The sequence below is a fragment of the Streptomyces sp. NPDC058295 genome, assembly GCF_042880655.1.
GTDB lineage: Bacteria > Actinomycetota > Actinomycetes > Streptomycetales > Streptomycetaceae > Streptomyces > Streptomyces coriariae.
The window spans coordinates 15,404-41,381 of sequence record NZ_JBHVYO010000022.1 but is presented as its reverse complement, the minus strand read 5'-3'; the positions used below and the strand labels follow the sequence as shown (position 1 = coordinate 41,381).

General features: G+C 74.1%; 22 protein-coding genes and 1 pseudogene. 13 read left to right on the top strand and 10 right to left on the bottom strand.

Annotation, left to right across the window (positions count from 1 at the left end):
• Nucleotides 1-7 precede the first annotated feature (7 nt).
• Nucleotides 8-397 (top strand): ATP-binding protein, encoded by a 390-nt coding sequence (locus ACFVYS_RS23700; protein WP_389505067.1) that lies wholly within the window; start codon nt 8-10, stop codon nt 395-397.
• Between the two features lie 21 nt (nt 398-418).
• Here the strand turns inward: ACFVYS_RS23700 and ACFVYS_RS23695 are convergent, their stop codons facing one another.
• The 4 genes from ACFVYS_RS23695 to ACFVYS_RS23680 all read right to left on the bottom strand — a co-directional run bounded on the left by ACFVYS_RS23695 (nt 419) and on the right by ACFVYS_RS23680 (nt 2,388).
• Nucleotides 419-703, bottom strand: coding sequence for an ANTAR domain-containing protein (locus tag ACFVYS_RS23695; protein WP_389504922.1), 285 nt, complete (start codon nt 701-703; stop codon nt 419-421).
• Between the two features lie 340 nt (nt 704-1,043).
• On the bottom strand, nt 1,044-1,286 hold the full coding sequence (locus tag ACFVYS_RS23690; protein WP_389504920.1) for a hypothetical protein: 243 nt from the start codon (nt 1,284-1,286) through the stop codon (nt 1,044-1,046).
• A gap of 237 nt (nt 1,287-1,523) precedes the next feature.
• A complete protein-coding gene (locus ACFVYS_RS23685; RefSeq protein ID WP_389504918.1) occupies nt 1,524-2,033 on the bottom strand; it encodes a hypothetical protein in 510 nt (169 codons plus the stop codon).
• A gap of 145 nt (nt 2,034-2,178) precedes the next feature.
• The gene (locus tag ACFVYS_RS23680) at nt 2,179-2,388 is read right to left on the bottom strand and encodes a DUF6207 family protein (protein ID WP_389504916.1); all 210 of its coding nucleotides are present in this window, start codon (nt 2,386-2,388) and stop codon (nt 2,179-2,181) included.
• Between ACFVYS_RS23680 and ACFVYS_RS23675 the strand changes: the two genes are divergently transcribed.
• The 3 genes and pseudogenes from ACFVYS_RS23675 (at nt 2,387) to ACFVYS_RS23665 (ending at nt 4,227) form a co-directional block, all read left to right on the top strand.
• Nucleotides 2,387-2,767: a hypothetical protein gene (locus tag ACFVYS_RS23675; protein WP_389504914.1), complete on the top strand. Its 381-nt coding sequence runs from the start codon at nt 2,387-2,389 to the stop codon at nt 2,765-2,767. The genes ACFVYS_RS23680 and ACFVYS_RS23675 overlap by 2 nt on opposite strands.
• 158 nt (nt 2,768-2,925) lie before the next feature.
• A pseudogene (locus ACFVYS_RS23670) lies at nt 2,926-3,396 on the top strand (transposase); the annotation flags it as partial.
• Between the two features lie 483 nt (nt 3,397-3,879).
• Nucleotides 3,880-4,227 (top strand): helix-turn-helix domain-containing protein, encoded by a 348-nt coding sequence (locus tag ACFVYS_RS23665; protein ID WP_389504912.1) that lies wholly within the window; start codon nt 3,880-3,882, stop codon nt 4,225-4,227.
• 16 nt (nt 4,228-4,243) lie between these two features.
• Here ACFVYS_RS23665 and ACFVYS_RS23660 read toward each other — a convergent pair whose 3' ends face one another.
• Nucleotides 4,244-4,480 carry a hypothetical protein gene (locus ACFVYS_RS23660; protein WP_389504910.1) on the bottom strand — a complete coding sequence of 79 codons (237 nt, stop codon included), beginning with the start codon at nt 4,478-4,480 and terminating at the stop codon, nt 4,244-4,246.
• A gap of 67 nt (nt 4,481-4,547) precedes the next feature.
• Here ACFVYS_RS23660 and ACFVYS_RS23655 point away from each other — a divergent pair, with 67 nt between their 5' ends.
• On the top strand, nt 4,548-5,828 hold the full coding sequence (locus ACFVYS_RS23655) for an FAD-dependent monooxygenase (protein ID WP_389504908.1): 1,281 nt from the start codon (nt 4,548-4,550) through the stop codon (nt 5,826-5,828).
• 295 nt (nt 5,829-6,123) lie between these two features.
• Here the strand turns inward: ACFVYS_RS23655 and ACFVYS_RS23650 are convergent, their stop codons facing one another.
• Nucleotides 6,124-6,795, bottom strand: coding sequence for a ScbR family autoregulator-binding transcription factor (locus ACFVYS_RS23650; RefSeq protein ID WP_389504906.1), 672 nt, complete (start codon nt 6,793-6,795; stop codon nt 6,124-6,126).
• Between the two features lie 304 nt (nt 6,796-7,099).
• Between ACFVYS_RS23650 and ACFVYS_RS23645 the strand changes: the two genes are divergently transcribed.
• Complete coding sequence (locus tag ACFVYS_RS23645; RefSeq protein ID WP_389504904.1) at nt 7,100-7,987, top strand: NAD(P)H-binding protein; 888 nt, start codon at nt 7,100-7,102, stop codon at nt 7,985-7,987.
• A 693-nt stretch (nt 7,988-8,680) separates the two neighbouring features.
• On the opposite strand, the gene ACFVYS_RS23640 is transcribed toward ACFVYS_RS23645, so the two are convergent.
• Complete coding sequence (locus ACFVYS_RS23640) at nt 8,681-9,625, bottom strand: ScbA/BarX family gamma-butyrolactone biosynthesis protein (protein WP_389504902.1); 945 nt, start codon at nt 9,623-9,625, stop codon at nt 8,681-8,683.
• A gap of 1,935 nt (nt 9,626-11,560) precedes the next feature.
• Here ACFVYS_RS23640 and ACFVYS_RS23635 point away from each other — a divergent pair.
• The 4 genes from ACFVYS_RS23635 to ACFVYS_RS23620 all read left to right on the top strand — a co-directional run bounded on the left by ACFVYS_RS23635 (nt 11,561) and on the right by ACFVYS_RS23620 (nt 18,025).
• The gene (locus ACFVYS_RS23635; RefSeq protein WP_389505066.1) at nt 11,561-12,397 is read left to right on the top strand and encodes a BTAD domain-containing putative transcriptional regulator; all 837 of its coding nucleotides are present in this window, start codon (nt 11,561-11,563) and stop codon (nt 12,395-12,397) included.
• Between the two features lie 752 nt (nt 12,398-13,149).
• Nucleotides 13,150-13,419: a hypothetical protein gene (locus ACFVYS_RS23630; protein WP_389504900.1), complete on the top strand. Its 270-nt coding sequence runs from the start codon at nt 13,150-13,152 to the stop codon at nt 13,417-13,419.
• 1,496 nt (nt 13,420-14,915) lie between these two features.
• Complete coding sequence (locus ACFVYS_RS23625; RefSeq protein ID WP_389504899.1) at nt 14,916-15,893, top strand: 3-oxoacyl-ACP synthase III family protein; 978 nt, start codon at nt 14,916-14,918, stop codon at nt 15,891-15,893.
• A gap of 77 nt (nt 15,894-15,970) precedes the next feature.
• Nucleotides 15,971-18,025, top strand: a complete 2,055-nt coding sequence (locus ACFVYS_RS23620; protein WP_389504897.1) for an FAD/NAD(P)-binding protein — start codon at nt 15,971-15,973, stop codon at nt 18,023-18,025.
• Between the two features lie 636 nt (nt 18,026-18,661).
• Here the strand turns inward: ACFVYS_RS23620 and ACFVYS_RS23615 are convergent.
• Nucleotides 18,662-18,844 (bottom strand): hypothetical protein, encoded by a 183-nt coding sequence (locus ACFVYS_RS23615; protein WP_389504896.1) that lies wholly within the window; start codon nt 18,842-18,844, stop codon nt 18,662-18,664.
• Nucleotides 18,841-19,470: a hypothetical protein gene (locus ACFVYS_RS23610; protein ID WP_389504894.1), complete on the bottom strand. Its 630-nt coding sequence runs from the start codon at nt 19,468-19,470 to the stop codon at nt 18,841-18,843. The genes ACFVYS_RS23615 and ACFVYS_RS23610 overlap by 4 nt, the downstream gene beginning before the upstream one ends.
• 1,364 nt (nt 19,471-20,834) lie before the next feature.
• On the opposite strand from ACFVYS_RS23610, the gene ACFVYS_RS23605 reads away from it, so the two are divergent.
• The 3 genes from ACFVYS_RS23605 (at nt 20,835) to ACFVYS_RS23595 (ending at nt 25,170) form a co-directional block, all read left to right on the top strand.
• Nucleotides 20,835-22,379 carry an FAD-dependent oxidoreductase gene (locus tag ACFVYS_RS23605; RefSeq protein WP_389504892.1) on the top strand — a complete coding sequence of 515 codons (1,545 nt, stop codon included), beginning with the start codon at nt 20,835-20,837 and terminating at the stop codon, nt 22,377-22,379.
• A gap of 457 nt (nt 22,380-22,836) precedes the next feature.
• On the top strand, nt 22,837-24,627 hold the full coding sequence (locus tag ACFVYS_RS23600) for a cytochrome b N-terminal domain-containing protein (protein ID WP_389504890.1): 1,791 nt from the start codon (nt 22,837-22,839) through the stop codon (nt 24,625-24,627).
• Nucleotides 24,628-24,813: 186 nt separating this feature from the next.
• Nucleotides 24,814-25,170, top strand: coding sequence for a DUF3099 domain-containing protein (locus ACFVYS_RS23595; RefSeq protein WP_389504888.1), 357 nt, complete (start codon nt 24,814-24,816; stop codon nt 25,168-25,170).
• A 312-nt stretch (nt 25,171-25,482) separates the two neighbouring features.
• Here the strand turns inward: ACFVYS_RS23595 and ACFVYS_RS23590 are convergent, their stop codons facing one another.
• Nucleotides 25,483-25,959, bottom strand: a complete 477-nt coding sequence (locus ACFVYS_RS23590; protein ID WP_389504886.1) for a carboxymuconolactone decarboxylase family protein — start codon at nt 25,957-25,959, stop codon at nt 25,483-25,485.
• Between the last annotated feature and the right edge of the window lie 19 nt (nt 25,960-25,978).

Genomic DNA, 25,978 nt, shown 5'->3' with positions numbered 1-25,978 from the left:
TACGTCCATCGCCCGTGCCCGCCATCTCGCCGTCGGCTTCCTCGCCCGTGTGCAGGCCGAGTACGGCCTGCCGGTCTCGCAGCGTGCCGTGGACCTCACCCAGCTGGTGGTCAGCGAGCTGGTCACCAATGCCCGCAAGTACGCGCCGGGCCCGGCGCTGATGGATTTGCGCATCGTCGGCGACGCGGTCGAGGTGGTGGTGTGGGACTGCGATCCGGTGCTGCCGGTGGCGAGGGCCGCCGACGCGGGACGGGTGGGCCAGCACGGTCTGGAGATCGTCATGGCCGTCGCCCAGGGCTTCGCAGCGCAGCGCGAGCCAGTCGGCAAGCGCATCACCGCCCGCATCCCCCTCCCGGACGACCCCGGCGACGCCATCGCCGGACGCCCGCCCCTGTAGGACGACGCGGGCCGCTCCCTGTCAGACGAGGCGTGAGGCAGCGTGGCGGGCCAGCGCCGCGTGCAGTTCCCCGAGAAGGACATCGGGCAACGCCGCGCCCTGACCGTGCTTGAGGACCTGTTCAGCGACCTGGGTCAGCTTGATGTTGGTGTGCTGGGAGACCTCCCGCAGCACCGTGAACCCGTCGCACGGGGGTATCTGTCCCAGGACGGTCAGGACACCGATGGCCTGGTCGACGACGGCGTGCGAGGCGAGAGCCTGCTGCAACTGCCGGTTCTGCGCCTGCAACCGTTCCAGCTCTTCCACCAGCTCATCGGCCGACGCCGTGGACTGAGGACGGGGATGGACGGATGAGGCCAAGGCAATCACCGAGAAAGACAGCGGACAGGAGCACCCTCACACGCCTGCCCCGGTTCCCTGCCACCATCCATCCGATTCCAGCGCGTCACTACACGTGAACCCCCCGGCAGTAGCTTTCCGGAGGACACCTGCGGGGGGCTTGCTTCCCAACCCCACTGGGGACGAGCGCCCATGCCTGGCTGGAGTTGAGGATGAGAGGGGGCGGGATGGGCGGCGCGGACGCAGCCGGGGATCGGGGCGCGCTCAGCCGGGTGCGCGCTGGCGGGGCCGCCGCGCCCGGCCGCCGTCAGCGCGGCGGTGACGTCAGGCGGGGAACGTCGGCGGGGGAGAGGTCGGGGCGGGCACGGTGCCAGCGTGCGGGATGCCGCCACCGGCCGGAGGCGTCGCGGGCGACGTCGACGCCGAATTCCACCACCACCTCGGGTTCCACCAGCGTGACGTTCAGCTTTTCCTGGCTGCCCCACCCGGCGGAGAACGACCAGCCTGTCCACGGATGACCGCGCCGCCCCGGAGCGAGCAGGCCGGCCACCGCAGCACCTGCCGCCCGGGCGAGGGTGGTGGTGCGGCCGACGTACTGAAAGCGGTCTCCGTCGTCGTACCTGCCGATCAGCAGCGGGCGGGGAACGGCCAGAGAGCCGGTGATCGCGCCGACGATCGCCTCGCTCGTCTCACGGACCGGTGTACTTCAACCAGCCCCTGACCGACGGCTCGTACACGCCGTCCAGCCGTTTGAAGATCACGCCTTCCATCCCGACCGACGCCCACGTCAGCCACTCGCGCACGACGTCGGCATCGGTGGTCGACGGGCACAGCGCCCACGGGGCGGACAGTCGACGGGCACAGCGCCCACGGGGCGGACAGTTGACGGGCGGCGAACACGGACTCGAGCGCGGGCCCTGCGCCGCCGATACGGCCATCTGGTCGCGTCGGTCCCGGACAACCGCAGCAGATCGAACACGACGAAGTGGGCTGGCCGCTCATCCGCCGCCCGGGCCGCCCCGGCGCCGCGCCGCTGAAGCCGGTTCTGCAGCTGCTCGAAGGCGAGCCGTCCTGCGGCATCCCATACGACCAGCTCGCCGTCCAACGCGGTCGCGTCCGGCAGCTGCACGGCCCCGGCCACGGCCTCCGGAAATGCCGGCCCCATTTCGGTGCCGCGCCTGGAGCGCAGCACTACCTGGCCCGCGTCGACGGAGACGAGAGCCCGAAATCCGTCCCACTTCGGCTCTCCCGCCCACCCGGGCCGCAGAACCCGGTCGGACACAGGGGTGGCGAGCATCGGTTCCGGCAGCGTCCACGTCACAGCCCCATGCCTTCCACCCGGCCCGTCCGTCCGCAAACCGAGCGGGCGCGTGCCCACCCGACAACCGGCCCGGTCATGAGCCCGACCACGGCTCGTCAGCGGGACGCGGCAACCCACAGTGTTACGAGCCGGGCTCCTGACGCAGGTCCAGGAAACAGCGCAGCCGTACACCGGGCTCGTCGGGCTCCCGGGTCGTACGGTCCGCCGGTGCGATCGCGCACCGCGCGGCGAGCAGCTCCTGGACCGCGAGCGCGGTCACGTCATCGGCTGCCGCGACCTCCACCACGGCCAGGCCCGGCTCTGCCACGTGCGCGTCAGTGATCTCCCTCATGCCTGGCACTACGCGCCGGGGCCCGGTCGACCTCGCGTGGATCTTGGCGGTGGCGCAGCAGATCCCGGGGGATCCCCAGGTCGTCGACTACGGCGTGCCGGTCGCCGCCGAGGCCCGGCACCGTGCGGAGATCCTGGGCCAGGAGGTCTACCCCGAGCCGCACCACAGGGCCGCGGCGCTGTTGTGCGAGCTGGCGCGGCAGCCGAGTCTGGAGGTCCGCAACCTGCTGTTCGCTGCCACCGTGACCGCCGCGTATCTGGCCGCGTGTGGGCTGCCGGTCAGCCCCGGTCTCAACACCGTCATCCCCCTGGCCCGGGCGGCCAGGGACGGACTCCCAGTACGCGAGGTCGCGGCCCAGATCAAGACGTGGACCAGCTGAACCTTCTCTGTCTGAGCACGGGAGACTGCCGTCGTGGACTGGGTCCTTTGCTGGCGCCGCGCCAGCCTCGCGCTTTCACGATGTGGGGTGGCCGAGGCCTGATCAAATAAGCGGAGAGTGCTCCTGACCTGCAACGATGGGGCTTGTCTAGGGTCCTGTTGGCTGCACGGAAAGAAGCACTCTCCAGGTCCGGTCTCGGGTCGTACCCGCGTGTCCGCATCGAGGGCGGCGGCCGGGCGGTGGTCTCGCAGGCCGGGGGCGTGCTGCTGGTCGAGACCGTCCGCAAGGCTGGCTTGGACACCGCGATATCAGGGGCGCTGACGCCGTGGCAGAAGGCTCGGGCGATGCACGATTCGGGCAAGATCCTGCTGGACGTGGCCCTGGCGGTCGCGCTGGGCGGGGACTGCCTCGCGGACGTCGCCATGCTGCGGGCCGAGCCGGCCGTGTTCGGGCCGGTGGCCTCCGACCCGACGGTCTCCCGCCTCATCGACGCCCTCGCAGCCTCCGGAGAGAAGGCCCTGCGGGCCATCCGTGCCGCGTGGGCTGAAGTCCGTCAACATGTCTGGCGGTTGGCCGACCGGGAAGCGCCTGATGCGGGCGGGACGGTGACCGTGGACGTCGACGGGGTCTGGTGGCTGTCTGGGACGCCGGCGCCATCCGCGACCACGTACGCGAATACGTCGTCGAACACCTCCACGACGAAGCAGCGGTGCTGGTCGTCGGTGAGACCGGCGACGTGAAGAAGGGCCGACCATTTCGACGGCGGCTGGCTGTTCCGGGCCGCCCCACACGGGTCAGGTGAGGAAGTTCGGCGAGGGCGCCGCTCACGGCAGTGGCGAGGGTGATGACCGCGGTGAAGGCGGTGGCCGCGCGGGTCAGGGCGGCGGGATAGGGGGCGCCGTCCAGGCGGGCGAGCTTGCCCGCACCGGCGGCGGCCAGTAGCGCGACGACGAGCACGACGGCAGCGGTGAGAAGAACGACGGCAACGGTCACGGCAAGCTCCCACTACAGGTTGGGGTGTTGGCGTGGTCGACGCTCGAGGAAGTGATGTGCGCCGTGGTTCGCCGGGAGGAAGATGAACGCCAGCGAACACACCAACTCGGGGCGGGTTCGTGCACGACGAGCAGAACGGCCACAGTCCGGCACTCACCGAACTGCGCAAGAAGCTGGCCGGCGGGCTGGCACGGACCGGGATGAATAAAACCCAGCTCGCCGATCGCACCGGGCTGGGCCGTACGACCGTGTCACAGGCGATTTCGCCCAAAGCCCCTGCGCCGACCGAACAGACGGTGGCTGCACTGGCCCGCACGCTGAAGCTCTCGGTGGAAGAGCTGCTGGAGCTGCAACGGACCGCGGCGGAGAATCCGGACACGGCCAAAACGGACAGGGCGGGTGGGTCGCCGCCGAGCAGCAGACCGACAGCTCCGCCGCCTCCCAGGAGTGGCGGATCGACGATGTGAAGGCAAGAGAGCGCGGCTACTCCGCGTAGGGCTGGTCGGTTCCTTGGGCGCTGTAGCCGAGACTCCAGATGTAGCCGTCCGGGTCGGCGAAGGTGCCGCCGTACCCGCCCCATGGCAGAGCACCGGCGGGCTTGAGGACCGTGGCGCTGGCCTTCTCGACCTCCGCCATGATCTCGTTGACCCGCGTCTCACTGCGGACGACGTAGGTCAGGACCAGTCCGCTGAAGCCGCTGCCTTCCTGGTCTGTGCCCACTTGGTCGGCCAGACCCTCACGGCTGTAGAAGCCGACGGGCGAGGCGCCGTCCGAGGGGCCGCAGGGTGTGGTGGGGTTTGATGCGGGGTTTGTGGTGGGGGCGGATGGTGCGCGCAGTGTGGTGCGTGAGTTGGGGGGGTTTGGTTCGCGGTCGTATCCGGCGACGGTGTCGGCGATGGCGGGTGATGTGCGGGTGGGGCCGGGGGAGGGGCTGGGTGCGGGCTGGCACCGTACGGGGCGGGGCTGGATCCTGGTGAGGGATGTGGGTGGTGGGGTGATGCGTCTTCGGACGTTGAACTGTTCGGGTGCGCATCCGGACCGGCATGCGCCGTTGGGGCTGGAGGAGTTCGGTCGGGAGGTGTCGTTCATCGCGGGGCGTGAGGTGGCGGTGCGGGAGCCGCGGTGGCTGAGCCGGTTCAGTGATTTTGCCCGGCTGGTGTCTTCGTATCGGCGGGGGCGGGTGCTGCTGGCGGGGGATGCGGCGCATGTGCATTTCCCGATCGGGGGGCAGGGTCTGAGTGCGGGTCTGCTGGATGCGCTGGATCTGGGCTGGAAGCTGGCGTTCACGCTGGCCGGGACCGCGGGCGGGGGTCTGCTGGATACGTATGGTGCGGAGCGGCGGCCTGCTGCGCAGCGGGTCATTGATCAGACGCGGGCTCAGTTGGCGTTGATGCGGCCGGATCCGGGGCTTGATCCGTTGCGTGAGCTGTTCGGTGAGCTGATGGTCCGTGGGGGGTCGGAGGGTTCGGTTCTGGCGTCGATGGTCAGTGGTCAGGACACGGTGCTGCCTGCCCGTGGTGGGGGTTGTTCGCCCTGGGAGGGGCGGTTCGTGCCCAACGTGGTGCTGGATACCGGTGAGGGCCGTACGGATGTGGTGGGGCTGCTGGGTGCGGGGCGGCCGTTGCTGCTGCTGTTCGGTGAGGGGGCCGGGCGTTTCGCGTGCCGGGCGCGTCCGTGGGCGGGGCTGGTGCGGGTGGTGCGGGCGGCTGCGGTGGCGGAAGTGGATTGTGAGGCGCTGCTGGTGCGTCCGGACGGGTATGCGGGGTGGGCGGCGGGGGGCGGCGAGCTGGAGGACGCCCTGCGGGCGTACTTCGGCCCCGGGGACCAGGCGCCCGGAGCGCAGCGTGGGGATGCGGCGGCCGGGGCGGGGGCCGCAGACACGGTGTCCGGGGACGCGGTGGCTGCTGGCGTGCAGTCAGAAGGTGTGGCGTCCGGGAGTGGAGTGTCCGGGGGCGTGGTGTCGGGCGCGGCGGCCGGGGGCAAGGCGTCCGGCGCGACGGCGGACGTGGTGTTCGGGGACGCGGTGGCTGGAGTGCAGCCCGTGTCCGGGGACGGTGCAGGGGACTGAGCGCGGCCCGGGGACACGGCGTCCGGGGGCGAGGTGTCCGGGAGCAGGGCGTTCGGGGACGCGGTGGCTGGCGTGCAGTCCCGTGGGGACGCTGCGGGGGACTGAGCGCAGTCCGGAGACCCGGCGTCCGGGTGCGGGGTGTCCCGGCACGTGGCGCCCGTCGCGGCGTCCGCGGGCACGGTGGCTGGCGCGCAGTAGGAGGCGTGGCGTCCGGGGATGCTGCGGGGAAGTGAGCGCGGCCCGGAAGCACGGCGTCCGGGGCGGGGTGTGGCCGGTGGCGGGGTGTGGGGTGGGGTCAGCTGACGGGGGTGGGGTGTGGGGTGGTGGTGCGGAGGTTTTCGAGTTCGGTGTGGACGTGGGCTCCTCTGGTTTCGGTGATGTCGACGGCGGCGAGTACGGAGGGGACGACGACGCTGGGCAGGACGTGGCGCAGGAGGGCGGTGACGCGGTGGGGGAGGTCCTGGTAGGCGGACATGGCCTGGGACATGGCCTGGACGCCGGCGAAGGATCCGACGAGGACGTCGGCGGTCTCGGCGGGGATGATGTGGGGCATCAGTTCGCCCTGGGCCTGGGCTTGTTGGAGCAGGGCGATGCCGACGTCGCTCCAGCGCAGGAAGGGGCCGCTGCGGTCGAGGCCCTGGGCCTGCTGGTCGAGGGCGAGGCGGACGCCGGCCCGGACGAGGGGGTCGGTGCGCAGGCGGTAGGCGTGCAGGACCACGGTGTCGACGAGCTGCTGGACTTTGCAGGCGCGCAGCGGGATGGGCAGGTCGTGGTCCTGTTCGTGGATCACGCCTTCGGCGAGGTCTTCCTTGGAGGGGAAGTGGAAGTACAGGGCGCCTTTGGTCACGCCGGCGGTGAGGAGGATCTCGCTGATCGTGGCGGCCTGGTAGCCGCGTTCCTCGAAGACCTTGGCCGCTGCCGTCAGGATCGTCTGCCGGGTGCGGATCGCCCGGTCCTGCTTCACCAATGCCCGGCCTCCTTGTCGTCGTTGAGCCCGGAGACCCAGTAAAAAAACCGTCCAGTTCGTACATTACAGGGGGTGTGTTTCGCACAGCACCCCTGGATGTACTGGATTCAATGAAACCGTGCGCAGGGCGCGGCGGGAGCGGGGAGGAACGGGCGTGCATGACGAGGGGGCACGGGCGTGGCGGGCTGCGGGGGCGTCCGGGGCTGCGGGGGCACAGGCGCGGCGGGCGGGGGCATCCGGGGCTGCGCCGGCAGCCGGGGCTGCGGCTGCGGCTACGGGGGCGTCCGGGGCTGTGGGGGGTGGGGTGGTTCTGGTGACGGGTGCCACCGGGAGGGTGGGCGGGGAAGTGGTGCGCCGGCTCGGGGCGGGTGTGCGGGTGCGGATCATGGCCAGGGATCCGGGGAGGGTGACGGGTGCGCCGGCGGGGGCGCAGACGGTGGCGGGTGACTATGAGGATCCCGGTTCGCTGGCCCGGGCGCTGGCGGGGGTGGGTACCGCGTTCCTGGTGACGACCCGGGTCGGGGGCGGGGATGACGCGGCGTTCGTGGCCGCGGCGCGGCGGGCCGGGGTGCGGCGGGTGGTGAAGCTGTCCGCGGCGGCGGTCCTGGATCCGGGGGCGGACGATGTGATCACCCGCTGGCAGCGGGCGGCGGAGGAGGAGGTGCGCGGCTGCGGCCTGGAGTGGACGTTGCTGCGTCCGCGTGCGTTCATGTCCAACTCCCTGGCCTGGGCGGCCTCGGTGCGCGGCGAACGTACCGTGCGGGCGCTGTACGGGACCTCGCCCCATGCCTGTGTGGATCCGCGGGACGTGGCGGAGGTCGCGGTGCGGGTCCTGACCGAGGAGGGGCACGCCGGGCGCGCCTACACCCTGACCGGGCCGCAGGCGGTGACCGCGGCCGGGCAGAGCGAGGAGCTCGGGCGGCTCCTGCGTGTCCCTTTGCGGTTTGTGGAACTGACTGCGGATCAGGCCCGTACCGCCTGGGCGCAACGTTATCCGGAGCCGGTCGCGCAGGCGCTGCTGGAGAGCGCCGGGCGGCAGCGGGCGGGCGCCAAGGCCCGGGTGGAGGACACGGTGCGTGAGGTGACGGGCCGCCCGGCGCGTTCCTTCGCGCAGTGGGCCGCGGATCATCTCGAGGCCTTCACCCCGCCCGCAACGCCCGCCCCGCCGGCTGGACCCGCCGCGCCTGCGTGACCCGCCGGGCCCGCCGGAGCTGCCGTGCCGGCGGGGCCTGCCGCGGCTGCCGCGCCTGCGGGACCTGCCGCGCCTGCTGGACCTGCGGGCGGGGCGGGCCCGCCGGGTCTGTCGGGGCTGCCGTGCCTGCGGGACCTGCCGTGGCTGCGGGAGTTGCCACGCCTGTCGCACCTGCGGGAGCTGCCTTGCCGGCTGCACCCGCGCCACCTGCCGTGCCTGCGGGACCTGCCCCGCCTGCCCCGCCTGCCGGGCCTGCCGCGCCTGCTGGACCTGCGGGCCTGTCGGCCGGCTGGCCTGCCGGGTCTGTGGGGGCTGCCGGCCGGCTGGACCTGCCGTGGCTGCGGGACCCGCCCCGCCTGCTGCGCCCGCGGGACCCGCCGCGCCCGCCGGACTTGCAGGGCGGGCCGTGCCTGCTGGGTCTGCCGGGGCTGCTGTGCCGGGGCGGGCGGTTGTCGGGAGGTCGCGGGGGCGGTGATGTCCGCCGGCGGTGCGGGGTGGGGCGGGGCGTGGTCTGTGCCGCCCCGGCCGGAGCGGCGGGGCGGGACACGGTGGCGGCTGTCCCGGCCCAAGGGGCGGGGTGCGGCGCGGTGGTGGAGGTGGCCGGGGCGGGTGGGGCGGGTGGGGTGTGGCATGGTGCCGGCCGCGCCGGCGTGTCGGGCACGCTGTGCGCGGCCGGGGCCGGCGGGGGGTGTTTCACATGGTGCGGGGTGCCATGGTCACCGTGGAGCGGAACACCGGTGTTCCGTCCTGGTGGGCGCTGACCTGGACGCTCTCCTCGCGGTCGGGGCGCGGGGGTGCGGTGCGGTGTGCCTCGATGGTGCAGGGTGTGTCGAGTTCGACGTAGCGCAGGAACTCGCTGGTGAGGGCGAGTGGCAGGCAGGCGCGTTCCAGGGTGGCGGCGGTGGCCTGGCGGGCGGCTTCGAGGAGGACCATGCCGGGCACGTGGTCGACGGGGTGGTCGAAGAGCACGGGGTGGCGGGTGTCGGCCCGCAGCTGCCAGTGGCCGGGCCGGCCGGCGGGGGAGGGGGACAGGACGACGTCCGCCGGCGATGTGCGGCCCACGCTGTGCGGGGGCAGTGCGGCGCTCAGAGCGGGGGTGTGGTGGCGGCCGTCCGCCGTCCGGCCGGCGCGCAGCCGCGCGTAGACGGCCGGGGCGACGCAGGTGAACGAGCCGCCGCCGGTCGCGGCGAGCCGGCCCTCGCGGTAGATGTCCACTTCGATGCGGCAGCCGTTCAGGGCGCCGCCGCGGCGCCGTCTGATCTGTGAGCACCGTACGTCGATGTCGAGCGAGGCCGGCGCCAGGCCGACCTGGACGTGCGCGGGCCGCACCTGCACGTCCAGGTCCTCCACCAGCAGGTGATGGCCCAGCGGCACGCCGAACTCGGCGTGTGCCAGCAGGATCCCGGTCTGGCGGATCGTCTCGGCGGCGATCAGCGGGTCGTGGCAGCCGTCCACGGCGGCGAAGAAGCTGTGTGCGCGGGGCCACTGGGCGGCGACGGTGAAGCGGGAATCCTCCACCCGCGCCCAGTCGGTGAGCAGGACCTCGGCGACACTGGCGCGGTGGACGAACTCCTTGGGCACGGTGGTGGTCAGGGACGGCGGCGCAAGGGCCTCACCGGCCCCGGCCGGCACGGCCACGCCGACCTGTGTGTGTACTGCGCCGGATATTGCGCGGTGTATGCGGAACACGCTCGCAGACATAGCTCCCCCTGAGCCGCCTCGGCCTTGAATTGCGAGGGGCAGCCCCCTCGGAAACCGAAGATACATACCAGCCGGTTTACTTTCCACCGGGAAGGGGCAGCTCCGCTCGCACGATAAATGGAGTGATGTATTCCCGGATTTTCAAGTGATCGTCCGCTGAACCGCGAGGCGTGCTGGAGCTGCGGGTCTTGCGCAGCGGTGCGGGCCGCCCGGCCGCGGGCCGGACGCCGCCGGCCGTGACGCGGGAGAAGCCTTCCGCTGCGTATCTTGAGCGATCGCAGAGCCATTCTTGAGCGAAGTGCCGGACCGGGTCCAGAAAAAGGCCGGAAAAGACAAAGGACGGCGGGAACCCGCGGACGGCCAGGCGCCGGCCGCGGTTCCCGCAGGCCCGCCGCAGCGCCGCACGCCCGTACCCGGACCGGTACGGGCGGCGGGCGCGTCGCGCAGGGCACGACGGCGCGACGGCGCGAGGGTCCCGCCCGCCCTGGCCTGGCGCCGCCCGACCTGGCCCGGCGCGGGCCGCGACCAGCCTGACGCGGCCCGCCCGGCCCGCCCGGCCTGCCCGGGGCGAACGGGCGTCGGCAGCCGGGGTGTTGCGTGCCCGCTCTGCGCGGGCGGGCGAACGGACGGCGGTACCCGGGGGTGTTGCGTGCCCGCTCTGCGCGGGCGGGCGAACGGACGGCGGTACCCGGGGGTGTTGCGTGCCCGCTCTGCATCGGGCGGGCGAACGGACGGCGGTACCCGGGGTGCTGCGTGCCCGCTGTACGCGGGCGGGCGAACGGGTCGCTCTACCTGGGGTGTTGTGTGTCGTGGCCGTCCGGTGCGGGGGAGCGGTGGCACGCCGGGCGCTGTGGGGCGGGGGAGCGGTGGCACGCCGGGCCGTGGCTGTCCGGTTCCGGGATGTGCCGGGTGCGGCCGGCGCAGGGTGGTGCGTCCCGGATCCGGTGCGGGCGCCGGGCGGTGCGCGGGGGCGCCGGTGGGCGGTGTGCCGGGCCGGGCGGGGAGGCGGGGGAGGGGAGAGGGGCGTCGGTGGCGGCCGGGATGTGCGGGCCGCCGGGCGCGGTGGTGGTGAGGCGGCTGCCGTGTCCTGCCGTATCTGCCCCGTCGTCGTCGTGGGGTGCGGCTGCCGGGGTGTGCGTCCCTGTCGGCAGGTGTGTCCGGGGCCGGGAGCAGCGGGCGGTGGGGTGCCGGCCCCGGGCCGGCTCGGCGCGCCGTTCGGCGAAGGGCGGGCCGGGCAGGTTCCGCCCGTCACCCGCAGCCCGTCACCCGCAGCCCGCGCGCCGTGGCCAGCGGTCGGTGGTCTGCGGCCAGCGGTCGGCGCGGTGGGTCGGGCCGGCCGGCATGAGGGGGTGTTCCGCGCCAAATAGGGGTCACGGCAGCGGGGCAGCCCCGCCTGCCCCGTTGTGCCGGGCGCCCGGGCCCGGCCGTACCGCGGACAAGCAGACCGGTGGGTATCTTTCTGGCGGAGACGGGGCCGTGCCGTGGCCGGATCCGGACCTTGTGGCGAGGAGGGCCGCCGCTCCTCTCCCGGAGGGCTTTGTGCGGGGCCGGGGGCGCGCATGTTTCCGGCCGCACCAATCCGGACTTCCAATGGCTCCTTGTTTTCGCTGCTCTGTGCGTCATGGAATCGGAACTTCCCCCTCGCCCTGCGGTTTCTCCTGGCCGGGGCAGGGTTGAGTGAACGTCAGTTTGATATTTAGCTGGCTGGATCCTGTCGTCGGGAGAGGCTGATGACCGCCCAAGATTGACAGACCGACTGTGCTGTTTTTTTATCGGGGGGTTCGAGTGACAAACAGAGCACCGGGTCCCTTGGCGGCGGTAGTTGTGTTGCCCGGGAGCTGCGGTCTGTGGCCTGGACTCATGGGGGAGTTTGTGGACATCGAAGTGCTGGGTGCGTTGTCGGTGCGCGAGAACGGGGTGTCGGTGGTGCCGACGGCTCCGAAACCGAGGCAGGTGCTGGCGCTGCTGGCGCTGAACGCCGGTCAGATAGTCCCGGTGCCGGCGCTGGTGGAGGAGCTGTGGGGGGTGGTGCCGCCGCGCAGTGCGCGCACGACGCTGCAGACGTATGTGCTGCAGCTGCGTGAGCTGATCGGCGGGGCGCTGGCACACGGCGGGGACGAGCAGCACACGGCCAAGGACGTTCTGGCCACGGTCCCCGGCGGGTACCGGCTGGTGGTGCGCTCGGGGCGGGTGGACTACCGGGAGTTCGAGCGGGGCGCCGCCGCGGGGTACCGGGCGATGGACGCGGAGGACTACACGGGCGCGGCCCAGCTGCTGGCGGACGCGCTGTCGTTGTGGAAGGGGCCCGCGCTGGCGGACGTGCAGGCGGGCACGCGCACCGAGATGGAGGTGCGGCGGCTGGAGGAGGCGCGGCTGTGCGCGCTCGACCAGCGCATCGAGGCCGATCTGCGGCTGGGCCGCCACCGGGAGCTGCTGCCGGAGCTGACGGTGATGGTCAATCAGTACCGGATGCATGAGAGCGTGCACGGCCAGTTCATGCTGGCGCTGCACCGCTCGGGGCGGCGCAGCGAGGCGCTGGACGTGTACCAGCGGCTGCGGGCGACACTGGTCTCCGAGCTGGGCCTGGAGCCCTCGGAGGCGCTGAGCCGCCTGCAGCGTTCCATCCTGATGGCGCGCGCCGAGACGCCCCCGGCAGGGGCGGGTACCTCGGACGCGGGCGAGCGCCGGCTGGTCGCCCGCACACACTGACCCGCCACCCGCCACCCGCCACCCGCCGTTACCGTCGGCTGCCGCCCGCCCGCCCGCCTGCCCCGGCCGGCCGTCACCCCTCTCACCGCCCACCGGCCCGGCCCGGCCCGGTGGGAGTCGGGCCCGCTCCGGCCGTGTCCCGGGCAGGCTCCGCGCCCGATGGGCCTGCCCGCCCTGCCGCGCGCGGCAGGGCTGCCGTGCGCCGGGCGGGCGAGGGGCCGCCCGGCGCGTTCTCTGCCGCCGGGTGCGCCGGGGCGGAGCTCTGGCGGCAGGCCCGGGGGGATGACGGCCGGCAGTGCCCGCGGCTTCGGGCCCAGGACCCTCGCGGGCCGTCGGCATACCTGGCCCGGCCGCGAGGCGGCCGCCGGGGCGGCAGGGGACGTCTGCCGGGCGGCCGGGACACTCGCGGTGCCGGCCGTCGCAGGCTCTCAAAGAGGGCGAGGCCGACCACCTCCGTGGAGACCCGGCCCCGACCCGACGATCCAGCGGCCGGCCGACGCGATCGTGCACGTCGTAGGCTCCTGCGTCCCCAACCCGGCCGCAGGGCACGCCCGTAGAGCCGTCCCGCCGCACCGCGCCGTCCTGCCGCGTCACGCTGTGCCGCAGCCGCAGCCGCCCGCGCAGGTGCCCAACGGCGAGCCGGCCGGCCTTTTCCGCCAGGGCGGATCCGGCCGCCCTGCCGCCTCACCGGCGGAGCGCTGAACCAGGTCACCGGCCAGGACGCGGGCCTGGGTTCCGGCGTGCAGGGCGCCATGCAGCAGATCGGCGCCTTGCTCGGCCTGGCCACCCTGGTCCCGCTCACCCTGCGCCACGCCGACGGCCGCGTCGCGGACGGAATCCTTCCGCGGAGCGCACAGACCGACGGACACGCCCTGGCGCTGCGCGCCGTCGGCGTACTCGGCGCCGCGGCCGTGCTCGTCCTGCTGCTGATGGACAAGGTGGCCTTTTTCAGGCCGCGCGACGCGGTCGCCGAAGCCGCCCACCAGGCGGCGGCCGATGCCGGCCCCGCCAACTCCTCCTGACGGCAGCCCCCGAGCCGGCCTCCCCGGCCCCAGAAAAAGGGAAGACGGAAGGGAAGAGGGGGGAGAGAAGAGGGGGGAGGGAAGGGAGAGGAGGGAAGGGGGAGGGGGCCGGCCGGCCCGCAGCTGACGCAGCCTCACCCGGTCCGTGCCCGGCCCGCCCGTGACCGGGGGACCCGCCGTCGCCGCCGCTGCGCCGCACTCCCGGCACCCCGCGAACACCACCCGGGTGACCTGCATCACTTCGAGAGGCTCTTGGCGTGGGGACGCCACCCGTGTCACTATTCCCGGGCGCTACCCCTGCCCGGAAGTCGTTCCGGTCCGGCCGGGTACCGCAGCCGCCGCCTTCCCGCCGGCGAGACCCACCCCAGCCCGCCACCGCACCGCCCTTCCCCCTCGTGCGTCCCCGCCCGCATGCCACGGCGGGCCCGCCGCCGGGCGGCCTGCATGCGGGGGCAACTCCCGCCGTGCCGTGCGGACTTCACGCACACCGCCACAACGGCACCCCGCCCCGAGGCGCCGGCCCCGGCACCGTACGGACGCCGACTTCCCTTCAGGGCAGCTGTGTTCACAGCCGCCCCAGCTGCGTACCGCCCCCGTTCACCGGCCGGGGCCCGGCGCCGCGCCGGATCCCGGCCGGTCACGGCGCGCCCCCGCAACTGCCGTGACTGCGGCGGGCGGTGGCCCCGCCCGGGGACGCTCCACCCTGCCCGCGGCACGGACCTCCCCGCACACGAACCGCCACCGGACCGGCAGCGTTCAGCAGGCAGCAGGCAGCAGGCAGCAGGCAGCAGGCAGCAGGCGGCAGGCGGCAGGCGGCAGGCGGCAGGCGGCAGGCGGCAGGCGGGCGGCAGTCCGCTTCGCTGCCGCGCCGGTCCGGGGCCGCGCCGGGCATGCTCGCGGCCCGCGCCGCCGCAGCCCGGTGACCGCGCGTCAGCCCGGCCGCGCCCGGTCCGGCCCGGCGCCTTCGCCGCCGGCCGCCGGGCCGCACCCGCCGCCCCGCCTCACCCCGATCACCCCGGCCGGCGTGCTCCTGCGCCCCGCTGCCGCCACGGCCTTGCGGGGGGTGAACGCGGCCGGCAGGCCGGGCGGATCACTGTGCGGCCGGGCGAAGCCGTCCGGGCCACCCGCCCGGCCGCCCCGCGCCCGCATCCGCATCTGCCCGGCACGAAGCCCGGCACGACCACGGGTACAAGCACCCCCCGGCGCCCGGCCGGCTCCGCACCTGCCTGAGCGGGAGCGGCCAGGCCCCACAGTTTCCCGGCACACGGCCGCACAGCTTCCCGGCACACGCCGCCCCGATGGCCGCCGGCACACGCCGCCCCGATACCTGCAGGGGCCGTCCCGGCGCCGTCAAGTGACGTCCCGGGTGCCGGATCGGCAAGGACCAGGACCGGCGCCGGCCCCCGCGGGCCGACCGCGTCCGGGTCAGTCACGGCCGCGCACCCGCCGGCCGTTCGTACAGCCAGCGCACCACCACGTGAGAGGAGGGCAGGAGCATGACCGACGTCAGGATCCTCGGTACGGGCGCCTATGTGCCGGACCGGGTTGTCTCCAACGACGAGGCCGGTGCGGCGGCCGGGGTCGACGACGCCTGGATCACCGGCAAGACACAGATCCGCGAGCGCCGCTGGGCCGCCGACGGCCAGGCCACCTCCGACCTGGCGGCGGCCGCGGGACGGGCCGCGCTGGAATCGGCCGGCATCACCCCCGGCCAGCTGTCCGTGATCGTGGTCGCCACCTCCACCCCCGACCGGCCGCAGCCGCCCACCGCCGCCTACGTCCAGCACCGCCTCGGCGCGGCCGGCGCGGCCGCCTTCGACGTCAACGCCGTCTGCTCCGGCGAGGTGTTCGCCCTCACCGCGGTCGAGGGCATCCTCGCCCGGCACGGCGGCCACGCCCTCGTCATCGGCGCCGACCTGTACTCGCGCATCCTCAACCCCCTCGACCGCAAGACGGTCGTCCTGTTCGGCGACGGCGCCGGCGCGATGGTCCTGGGCCGCACCGGCCACGGCGCCCGCGTCCGGCACGTCGCCCACCACACCTTCGGCGAACTGACCGACCTCATCCAGGTGCCCGCCGGCGGCAGCCGGCTGCCCCTGGGCCAGGAGGCCCTGCAGGCCGGCGGACAGTACTTCACCATGGACGGGCGAGCGGTACGCCGCTTCGTCGAGGACCGCCTGCCGCAGCTGACCAAGCAGTTCCTGCACGAGGCCGGCGTCGCCCCCGACGACATCAGCCACTTCGTCCCGCACCAGGCCAACGGCGTCATGCTCGACACCGTCTTCGCGGAACTGGCCCTGTCCCGCGCCACCATGCACCTGACGCTGACCCGCTACGGCAACACCGGCGCCGCCTCCGTCCCGATCACCCTGGACGAGGCCGCCCGCGCCGGCGCCCTGCGCCCGGGCGAGCTGGTCCTGCTGGCCGGCTTCGGCGGCGGCATGGCGGCGGGCTTCGCGCTCCTCGAGTGGTGACGGGGCCCCAGGAGCCCCCGCAGCCCTGCGCCCGCCAGCCCTCGCTCTGTTGCTCGACATCGGCAGAAACAGGAAACATGACAACGAGACATCGCTCTGTGTGCGTGATCGGCGCCGGCCCGCGCGGACTGTCGGTTCTCGAGCGGCTGTGCGCCAACTTCCGCTCGCAGCCCGAGCCCAGCACCGTCCACGTCCATGTCGTCGACCCCTACCCGCCCGGCCCCGGCAAGGTGTGGCGCACCGACCAGTCACCTCACCTGCTCATGAACACCGTCGCCGGACAGATATCGGTGTTCACCGACGAAAGCGTGGACCTGCGCGGCCCCCTGGAACCCGGACCCAGCCTGCACGAGTGGGCCGTCGCCCTGGGCGCGGGCGAGTTCGGCGACGACCACCCGGCCGAAGCCCTCACCGAAGCCCGCCGCCTGGGCCCCGACACCTACCCCACCCGCGCCTTCTACGGCCGCTACCTGCACTGGGCCTACCAGCGCGTCACCTCCGGCGCACCCGCAGGACTGACCTTCAGCACCCACCCCCACCTCGCCGTCGCCCTCGACGACGACCCGGACACCGAGGACCCCACCCTGCAGCGGGTGACCCTCGCCGACCACACCGTCCTCGACGGCCTGGACGCGGTGATCCTGTGCCAGGGACACCTCCCGGCCCGCGCGGACGCCGCCGAACGCGACTTCACCGCCCGGGCCCGGCAGGCAGGACTGCTCCACATCGCGCCCGCCAACCCCGCCGACGTCGACCTCGACGTCCTGCCCCCCGGCACGCCCGTCCTGCTGCGCGGCCTCGGCCTGAACTTCTTCGACTACCTCGCCCAGCTCACCGCCGGCCGCGGCGGCACCTTCTCCCGCGTCGGCGGCCACCTCGTCTACCACCCCAGCGGACACGAACCGCAGATCCACGCCGCATCCCGGCGCGGCATCCCCTACCAGGCCCGCGGCGAGAACGAGAAAGGCCCCCACGGCCGCCACGAACCCCTCCTGCTGAGCGCCGAACGCATCGCCCGGCTGCGCCGCACCCACGAGAGCACCGGCCTGGACTTCAAGGACCAGCTGTGGCCGCTGATCTCCCGCGAGGTCGAGACCGTCTACTACCGCACCCTGCTCACCTCCCGCGGCTACACCGCCGAGGCACAGCAGTTCCAGGACGACTACCTCGCGGCCGGCCCGCACCAGCGGCACACCGACGCCGTCATCGCCGCCTACGGCATCGGCGAGAAGGACCGCTGGGACTGGGAACTGATCGCCCGCCCCTACCGCGACCGCGAGTTCACCGGCCCCGGCGACTTCACCGGCTGGCTCCTGGACCACCTGCGCGAGGACGTCGCCGAAGCCCACTGCGGCAACGTCAGCGGCCCCCTCAAAGCGGCCCTGGACGTCCTGCGCGACCTGCGCAACGAGATCCGCCTCGCCGTCGACCACGGCGGCCTGCACGGCGACTCCTACCGCACCGACCTGGACCGCTGGTACACCCCGCTCAACGCCTACCTCTCCATCGGACCGCCCGCCCGGCGCGTCGAGGAGATGATCGCGCTGATCGAGGCCGGCGTGCTGCACGTCGTCGGACCGCAGGTACACGTCGACATCGACATCGACATCGACGACGGCGCCGAAGCCGACGCCGGGGCCGGCCGCGCCGGATACACCGTCAGGTCACCACTGGTACCCGGCTCGGCGCTGCGGGTGGACGCCCTCGTCGAGGCCCGCCTGCCCGACATCACCCTCAGCCGCACCGGCGACCCGCTCCTGCGCCACCTGCTGGCCACCGGCCAGTGCACCGCCTACCGCATCCGCACCCGCCGCGCCGACGCCTACGAAAGCGACGGACTGGCCGTCACCGCACGGCCGTTCCGCCTCATCGACGCGGCCGGGCGGCCGCACCCGCGCCGGTTCGCCTTCGGCGTGCCCACCGAGTCGGTGCACTGGGTGACGGCCGCGGGCATCCGGCCCGGCGTCAACTCCGTCACCCTCACCGACTCCGACGCCATCGCCCGCGCCGCACTCGTCTGCACCGCCACCACCCCCGGCGCCGGCCCGCAGCACAGCACCGGCACCACCGGCACGAACCCACCGGGCGGACAGAGCCCCACACCACACCCAGGACTCACACCGGCCCACTGACACCGACCACCTCACCACCGGCCGGCCTGTACCCCGGCCGGCCCTTGGCCCGGCTGCCGGCCCGGCCGGCAGCCGGACTCCGCGCCGCTCGCGCCGCTGCGGGCCCCCGGCCGCGGCCGTCCGACGCTGCGCGGCCGCGGGCCATGCCGGCCCGGCGCCGCGGCAACTCCGGTAACAGCGCGGCGGCACAGGGTGCGGGGTCCAGGCGCGGCACCGGTCCGGCACCGGTCCGGTGGCGCCCACTGCCCGGCACGCGCCGGGCATGGCGGCCCGTCTCCCTCCTGACGGCCCGGGCCCGGCAAGTCCGCCGGCCCCGCCCGGTGGCGGCGCCGGCAGAGCAGGGGGAGCCCACCGCCCGGAAGCTGCCCAGGACGGGACGGTGTCGACGCCGCCGGGGCACACCGCGGCTGCACCGCCTCCCGGCAGCTGCCCCTGGGCGGCGCCGGCCGCGACCGCGACCGGGCGCGGCCCGCGGCCCCGGCCCAGGGCCGCCCTCCCGGCCGGTCAGGCAAAGCACCGTCCCCGGCGCGCGCACCCGCACGGCCGCGCTCGCCCCCGCACGGCGGGGCCCGCACCCGCATACCCCGCCGGCCCGCGCGACACCACGGCCGCCGCACCGCAGGGACGGCTACGGTGTCAGGGCCGGCGCCGCAGAGCGATCTGGGTGAGCTCGTCGATGTCGAACTCCGAGCGGCCCGGCGTGCCGTAGCGCGTGATCTTCCCCCGGCTCACCCACTTGCGGATGGTCGCCTCGGACACACCCGCCGCCAGAGCGGCCACATTCGTGGGAACGAGCCGGTGACGCGGCGGCCTGCTCATGCGCTGACCGCCTGCCGCCGCCGCTCCACCAGCGGCCGCAGCAAAATCCACTCATGCATTTCCCAGGTATGCCCCGACGAGCACCCGATGCTGCTCCCGCCCGTGTTCCCGGCGCGATGCGACGAGGTACTGATCGTCCCCGGGCAGTTGTCCACCACGCACTCCGTGATGAGGGCGCGGAAATCACCGGGTCCCGGATCGACCGCGCCCAGCAGTTCCGCCCGCAGAGCCTCGATCTCCTCCGCGAAGTCACCGGCCGCCGGCTGCGCCACGAGCCACCCCACATGGAGCAGCAGAAACCGCGCCAGCTGCGGAACCGACCGCTGCGGGGCGGATTTCCCGAGCTGTTCCACAACGAATTCCGACCACGACTCCAAAACGGCGAGGATGTTCTGCCGGGTGTCGAGCGCCGACACGTTCAGCTGGTCCCCGCTGCGGCTCCCGGACACCTTCGTCCGGCTCGGCCGCCTGGACACCGGCGATACGCTGTGCAGACTCTCCCGGTACAGCCCGGGAAGCGTACGCAGGCCGCACTCCACCTGCCCGATGCACGCGGCACACAGGACGGACCCGGCCGCCGCGCGCAGCTGTGGGGTGTGATGTCCGGGGCATGCGTGAAACTCCATGAATCTCCTTCATGAGGTGGCTCACCCGGCAGCCGGCACGGATCACATCGATTCCCCGTGCTGATCGCTGCGTTCGATGTCGGATCGGTGACCCTCAGAAAAAGAGGGAAAAGGGCCGCTGCGGCCGGAACCCGCACCGGGACCACGGACAAGCGCCGCGGTGACGACCGGACGGTCTGGACCGGGAAATCCCGGCAGAAAGTATTCGGATCCGGCCCGGCGGATACCGGCCCTGATGTGTCAGCGGACAAAACACGCCATGTGCGTTCCGACCCCCCGATGCTGCCCAGACGTGACTATGGGTGCACTCGGGAGACTTCCACGGGCCAAATGAGAGTGTCAACGCGCACCATTCGCAATGGATCGCGTCTAAAGGGGAACTCCAGACCCCCCGCCCCCCGCCCCCTCCCCGGCACGCACCACCACCCGCCGCACGCCGCGCCGCGCCGTACGCGGCAGGTACGGGCCCGGCGCAGGCGAGGGCCGCCGCTCCGGTGCTCCCGCCCGATCGCTCCCGCCCCGGCCCGGGGGAGGGAGGGTTGAGTGCCGGACGCCTTCCCGGCCCGGCCGGCACCGGCAGCCCCCCGGCCCTCCGCGCCCGGCACCCGTCTCCGGCTCCCCGGTTCCCGTACCCGGCCCGGGGGAGGGGCGGTTGAGTGCCGGACGCCTTCCCCGATCCGGCCGGCACCGGCAGACCCCCGGCCCTCCGCGCCCGGCACCCGTCCCCGGGCCCCCGGCCGCCGTGCCCGGCCTCCAACCCCCAACCGCATCCCCGGACTCCGCGCCCGCCCCCGGGTCCCGGCCCCGGCTTCTGCGCCCGCGCCCCAACCCCGGCCTCCGCCCCCGGCCTCCGCCCCCGGCCTCCGCTCCCGGCCGCCGTGCCTGGCCCCTGGGCCCCGGCCTACGCGCCCACCCCTCGACCCAGGCCTCCGCGCCCGCCCCCGGCGCTGAGCCGCACACCGTGAGCCGTGAGCCGCACGCCGTGAACCATGTGCCGCACGCCGTGAGCCGCACGCCGTGAACCATGTGCCGCACGCCGTGTGCCGCACGCCCTGAGCCATGTGCCGCACGCCGTGCGCTCGACGCGTGCTCGGGTCCGGCTCGTGAATCGCTCGACATCGGCTTGAACCCCCGGCCCGGCGGCCGCCGCCACCCGGCGCCGTCCGGCCGTCCGGGGCGCGGCCGCCCGCCGGCCCGGCGTACCCGCCCCACCAGGCATGTCGCCCGCCCGGCCCCGGGCTGCAGGGCCGTCTTCCGTACGAGCGCGGCGGCGCCGGCGGCCCGCGGGCGGCCGGAACGCGCCCTGCCCGCGGACGGCCACGCACCGCATGATGCAACCACAACGCTCAGGGAGGGCCGCCGAGTTGAGTCCGCACGCACATCTGGACGCAGGTGGCCACGGCCACGCCGTCGTGATCGGCTCCAGCCTCGCCGGGCTCACCGCGGCACGGGCCCTGGCCAACTTCATGGACCGGGTCACCGTGATCGAACGCGACTGGCTTCCCCGCGGCCCCGGGCGCCGCCGGGGCCTGCCCCAGGCACGCCACACCCACAGCCTCACCACCCCCGCCCAGCAAGGCCTGGAGCAGCTCTTCCCCGGCGTCCTCGCCGACCTCACCCGCGCCGGAGCGGTCCGCGTGCGCATGCCCGAGGACATGCTGCTGCTCGGCCCCGGCGGCTGGCTGCCCCGCTTCGACTCGGGCCTGTCGCTGCTCAGCGCCGGCCGCGACCTGACCGACTCGGTGCTGCGCGACCGGCTGCGCGCCGACCCCAAAGTCGCCTTCCTGCCCGGACACGAGGCCGTCGCCCTGGAGGAAGGCGGCAACGACACCGTCACCGGCGTCTGGGCCCGCGGCCGGGACCGGCAGGCACCCGGCGGCTGGACACCCCGGCGACTGATCCGCGCCGACTTCGTCGTGGACGCCTGCGGACGCCACTCACACGCCCCCCGCTGGCTGGCCGAACTCGGCTACCCGCCGCCCCCGCACACCGCCGCCACCGCCACCGCCACCCGCGCCACCGCCGTGTTCGCGCCGCCCGTCGGCCATGTCGCCGACTTCAAGAGCCTGCTGCTCATGGCCTCGCCCGGCAACCCCCGCCAGGGCACGCTCGACCCCGTCGAAGGCGGCCGCTGGTCGGTCTCGCTCAGCTGCGCCGACGCCACCGCGCCGCCCACCGACCACGAGAGCCTGCTGCGGGCCGCGGGCGCCCTGCCCCACCCCCTGCTGCGCGACCTCCTCGAGGCCGCCACACCGCTCGGCCCGGTCTACGGCTGCGCCCGCACCACCCACCGCTGGCACCACTACGAGAAACTGCGCCGCTGGCCCGACCAGTTCCTCGTCGTCGGCGACGCCCTCGCCGACCTCCCCCCGGCCCACGGCCACGGCCCCGGTCACGGCATGACGCTCGCCGTGCAGTGCGCCCTCGTCCTGGACCACATGCTCACCGCCCACGGAACCGCCGTCGGCCTCGGCCACCGGCTGCGCCGGGCCCTCGCCCACCGCGTCGCCCCGGCCTGGCAGGCGAGCATCCGCGGCCCGCACACGCCACGTGAGGACCCCGCCCGCCCGCCCGGCCTGCGCACCCGGCTCGGCCGGCGCTACGCGGCCCGGATGGCGGCCGCCGCGACCACCGACCCCTACGCGGCGACACTCCTGCTCCAGCAGCACCAGACGCCCGCCCCGCCCGCCGCCGCACTGCGCCCCGGCGCGCTGCGCGCCGCACTGCGCGCCCCGCACGAGCCGGTGCCGGGGCCGCCCAGCCTCACCCACGGCCCGCAGGCGCGAAAGCGCCGCCCCGCCGCACCGGATGCACCCGCCGCCGGGACGGGCGCCGTTGCCGGCACCGCCCGGCCGCGGCCCGCCGGCCCGCCGGCCGCGGCGCCGGCCGGCGAACTGCACCGGCCGTGAACACCCGCCGCGCCGACGGTCCGCCCGGTGGCGGATTCCCGCCGCATGGCCACCTCGCACCGTCGCCTGCCGCAGGGGTGCGGTCCTACGCTTCGAAGATGACCGGCATGCAGCAACCAGCCCCGACGCAAACCAATTTGGCCATCCGGCGGAGCCCGCACACCGCCAACCCGCCCGCACCGCAGGGCCCGTTGCGCCCGCACAGGAGCGCCGCCCGCCCGGCCGGCTGCCAACTCGCCCGCACACCAGCCCCCTTGCGGCCGCAGTCGCACCCCGAGTTACCGCTTGAGGATCGCTTGAGCCCGGTTGTTCGCCCTCCTCACGCGTGGATAGCGTTCGAACCGCTTCAGGGCACGGGCCCGCCTGCGCCGCGGCGGGCCGCTCCCGCCACGGGCCGCCCGGCGGCCGGACCGGGCGTGCCCGTGACAGCCGAGCGGCGACAGGAGGGCGCGCGGGTATGAGCACGATCGAGGAGGCTGCGCCCAGCGGGCGCACCGAAGCGCCCAAGGGGGAGCGGGTCGCCGACTGGGCCGACGGGCGGCTGGGGATCTACAACTTCGGGTTCCTGGCCCGCAAGGTCTTCCCCGAACACTGGTCGTTCATGTTCGGCGAGATCGCGCTCTACAGCTTCATCATCCTCATCCTGACCGGGACCTGGCTCACCCTGTTCTTCGATCCGAGCATGGCCGAGACCGTCTACAACGGCCCCTACGTGCCGCTCCAGGGCATCCCGATGTCGCAGGCCTACGCCTCCACCGTCGAGATCAGCTTCGAGGTACGCGGCGGCCTGTTCATCCGCCAGCTGCACCACTGGTCGGCCCTGATCATGATCGCCGCGCTGTGCGCGCACACCCTGCGCCACTTCCTGACCGGCGCGTTCCGCAAGCCGCGCGAGGTCAACTGGCTGATCGGCTTCGTGATCCTCGTCCTGGTCATCCTGGAGGGCTTCGTCGGGTACTCACTGCCCGACGACCTGCTCTCGGGCACCGGCCTGCGCATCGCCGAGGGCGTCACCCTCGCCATCCCGGTGGTCGGCACCTACGCCACGCTGTTCCTGTTCGGCGGGGAGTATCCCGGCACCGACATCGTGCCCCGGTTCTACGGCCTGCACATCCTGCTGATCCCCGGCATCATGCTGGCCCTGACCGTCATCCACCTGATCCTGGTCTTCTACCACAAACACACCCAGTTCCGGGGCCCGGGCCGCACCGAGAACAACGTCGTCGGCCAGCCCCTGATGCCGCACTACACGGCCAAGGCCGGCGGCTTCTTCTTCCTGGTCTCCGGGGTCCTCGCGCTGCTGGCGGGCATCGCCCAGATCAACCCCGTGTGGACGTACGGCCCCTACCGCTCCGACCAGATCTCCCAGGGCTCCCAGCCCGACTGGTACATGGGCTTCCTCGAAGGCTCCCTGCGGGCCATGCCCGCCTGGGAATGGACCGTCCCGGGCGGCTACACCGTCAGCTTCGGCGTCCTGATACCCGCCGTCATCCTGCCCACGGTGATGATGCTCGTCCTCGGCCTGTGGCCGTTCCTGGAAGCCTGGATCACCGGCGACAAGGAGGAACACCACCTCCTGGACCGGCCGCGCGACCATCCCGCCCGCACCGCGTTCGGCTGCGCCTTCGTCGCGCTGTACCTGGTGCTGCTGTTCGGCGGCGCCAACGACATCCTGGCCGAACGCTTCCATCTGTCCCTGAACCAGATCACCTGGGCGGTACGGATCGGGTTCTTCCTCGTCCCGGCACTGACGTACGTCATCACCCGGCGGATCTGCCTGGGCCTGCAGCTGCGCGACCGCGACAAGCTCCTGCACGGCCGCGAGACCGGGAAGATCAAGCGGCTGCCGCACGGCGAATTCGTCGAGGTCCACGCCCGCCTGGACCGCGGACAGGAATACATGCTGCTGTCCCGGCAGATCCCCGAGCCGCTGCCGGCCCCCGCCGCCGAACACGACGGCGTGAGCAACCCGCAGGCCCGCAAGCAGATGCTGCGCCACCGGCTCAGCCACTGGCTGCACGCCGGACAGGTCCCCAAACCGACCCCGCAGGAGATGCGGCAGGCCCTGGAACACCTCGACCACGCCGCAGGCGGACACGGCTCCGCCAACGGCCACGGTTCGGCCAACGGACACGGCTCCGCGAACGGCCACGGTTCGGCCAACGGGCACGGCTCATCGCAGGGGCAGCTGGAAACCGGCCGTCAGCCCTCCCTCCACGGCCGCGAACCGGACCAGGAACAGCACTGACCCGGCGGCGCGGGCGGCCAGGGGACAGACCCCCCGCCCCGCCACCGCCGCCGGCCCGCACCGGCGACACCTCCGCACAGCGCGGGCTGCCCGCCCGGCTCCGCAGGGAGCCCGGCGGGGAGCCCGCTTTCCCCGTCCGGCCCGTCCGGCGCCACAGCCACCGCCGAAGCGCTCAGGGAAGGCCCGATGAACCCCACCCCCCGGCACGGCCCCCGGCCCGCGTCCATCACCCGGGCACGCCCCGGCCTGTCACAGGACGTGCGCGGCCGCCAGCGCCGCTACCTCGCGGCCATGCTGGTACGCACCGCCTGCGTGGTCGTGATGGCCACCACCTGGAACCGCTGGCCCGCCCTGGCCGTCTGCGCCCTGGCCGGCGGGCTCGTCATCCCCTACGTCGCCGTGGTGGCCGCCCAGGCGGGATGGGGCCGGCAACGGGGCACCCGGCCCGTCCTGGCACCGGTACCGGCCCGCGAGGAGCCCGCCGTCCGCGTCCCCCTCGAACCCACCCTGATCCTGCCGCCGCAACACGACACCGCGGCCTGACCCGGCACCGGCCCCGCACACCGGCACCGCGCACACCGGCCCCCACACCCGCCGGGCCCGATGAGCACCTGCTCCACCCGCAGACACGCCTGCACCCGCAACGCACCACCCCAGCCCGTCTCCTGCCGTGCGACGCACCGCACGGCCCTGCCCGGCCTGCGGCCCGCCGGCCGGGCAGGCGCAGGGATCCCCGGGGCGGGGCCGGTTCCGGTGCCGACGCCACTCCCGCTCCGGCACCAGCACGACCGGCGCCCGCCGCGCCCGGCCGCCGGGCGCCCGGCCGTGCCCGGCCGTCCGGCCGCGTGCTCCTGCCTATCCGAGCTGGCCGGGCCGGTAACCGCCGCCGGGCTGGCGGTTGATGACGAGCAGACGGTTGGTGGCGTTGATGAGAGCGATGAGCAGCGTCAACGCGGTGAGCTGCTCCTCGTCGAAGTGCGCGGCGGCGTTCGCCCACACCTCGTCCGTGACCCCGCCGGCCGCGTCGGCGATCCGCGTGCCCTGCTCCGCCAGTTCCAGCGCGGCGCGCTCGGCCTCGGTGAAGACGTCCGACTCCCGCCAGGCCGCGACCAGGTTGACGCGCACCGCGCTCTCCCCGGCGTGCGCGAGGTCCTTGCTGTGTACGTCGGTGCAGTAACCGCAGCCGTTGACCTGACTGGCGCGGAGCATCACCAGGTTCTGGGTCGTCCTCGGCAGCGCCGACTCCTTGATGATCACCATGCTCGCGGTGTTGATGTGCCGCAGCACCCTGCCGGCGAGCGGGTCGGCGGACAGGTTCAGACGGGCTTCCATGACGTGTCCCTTGCGTTGT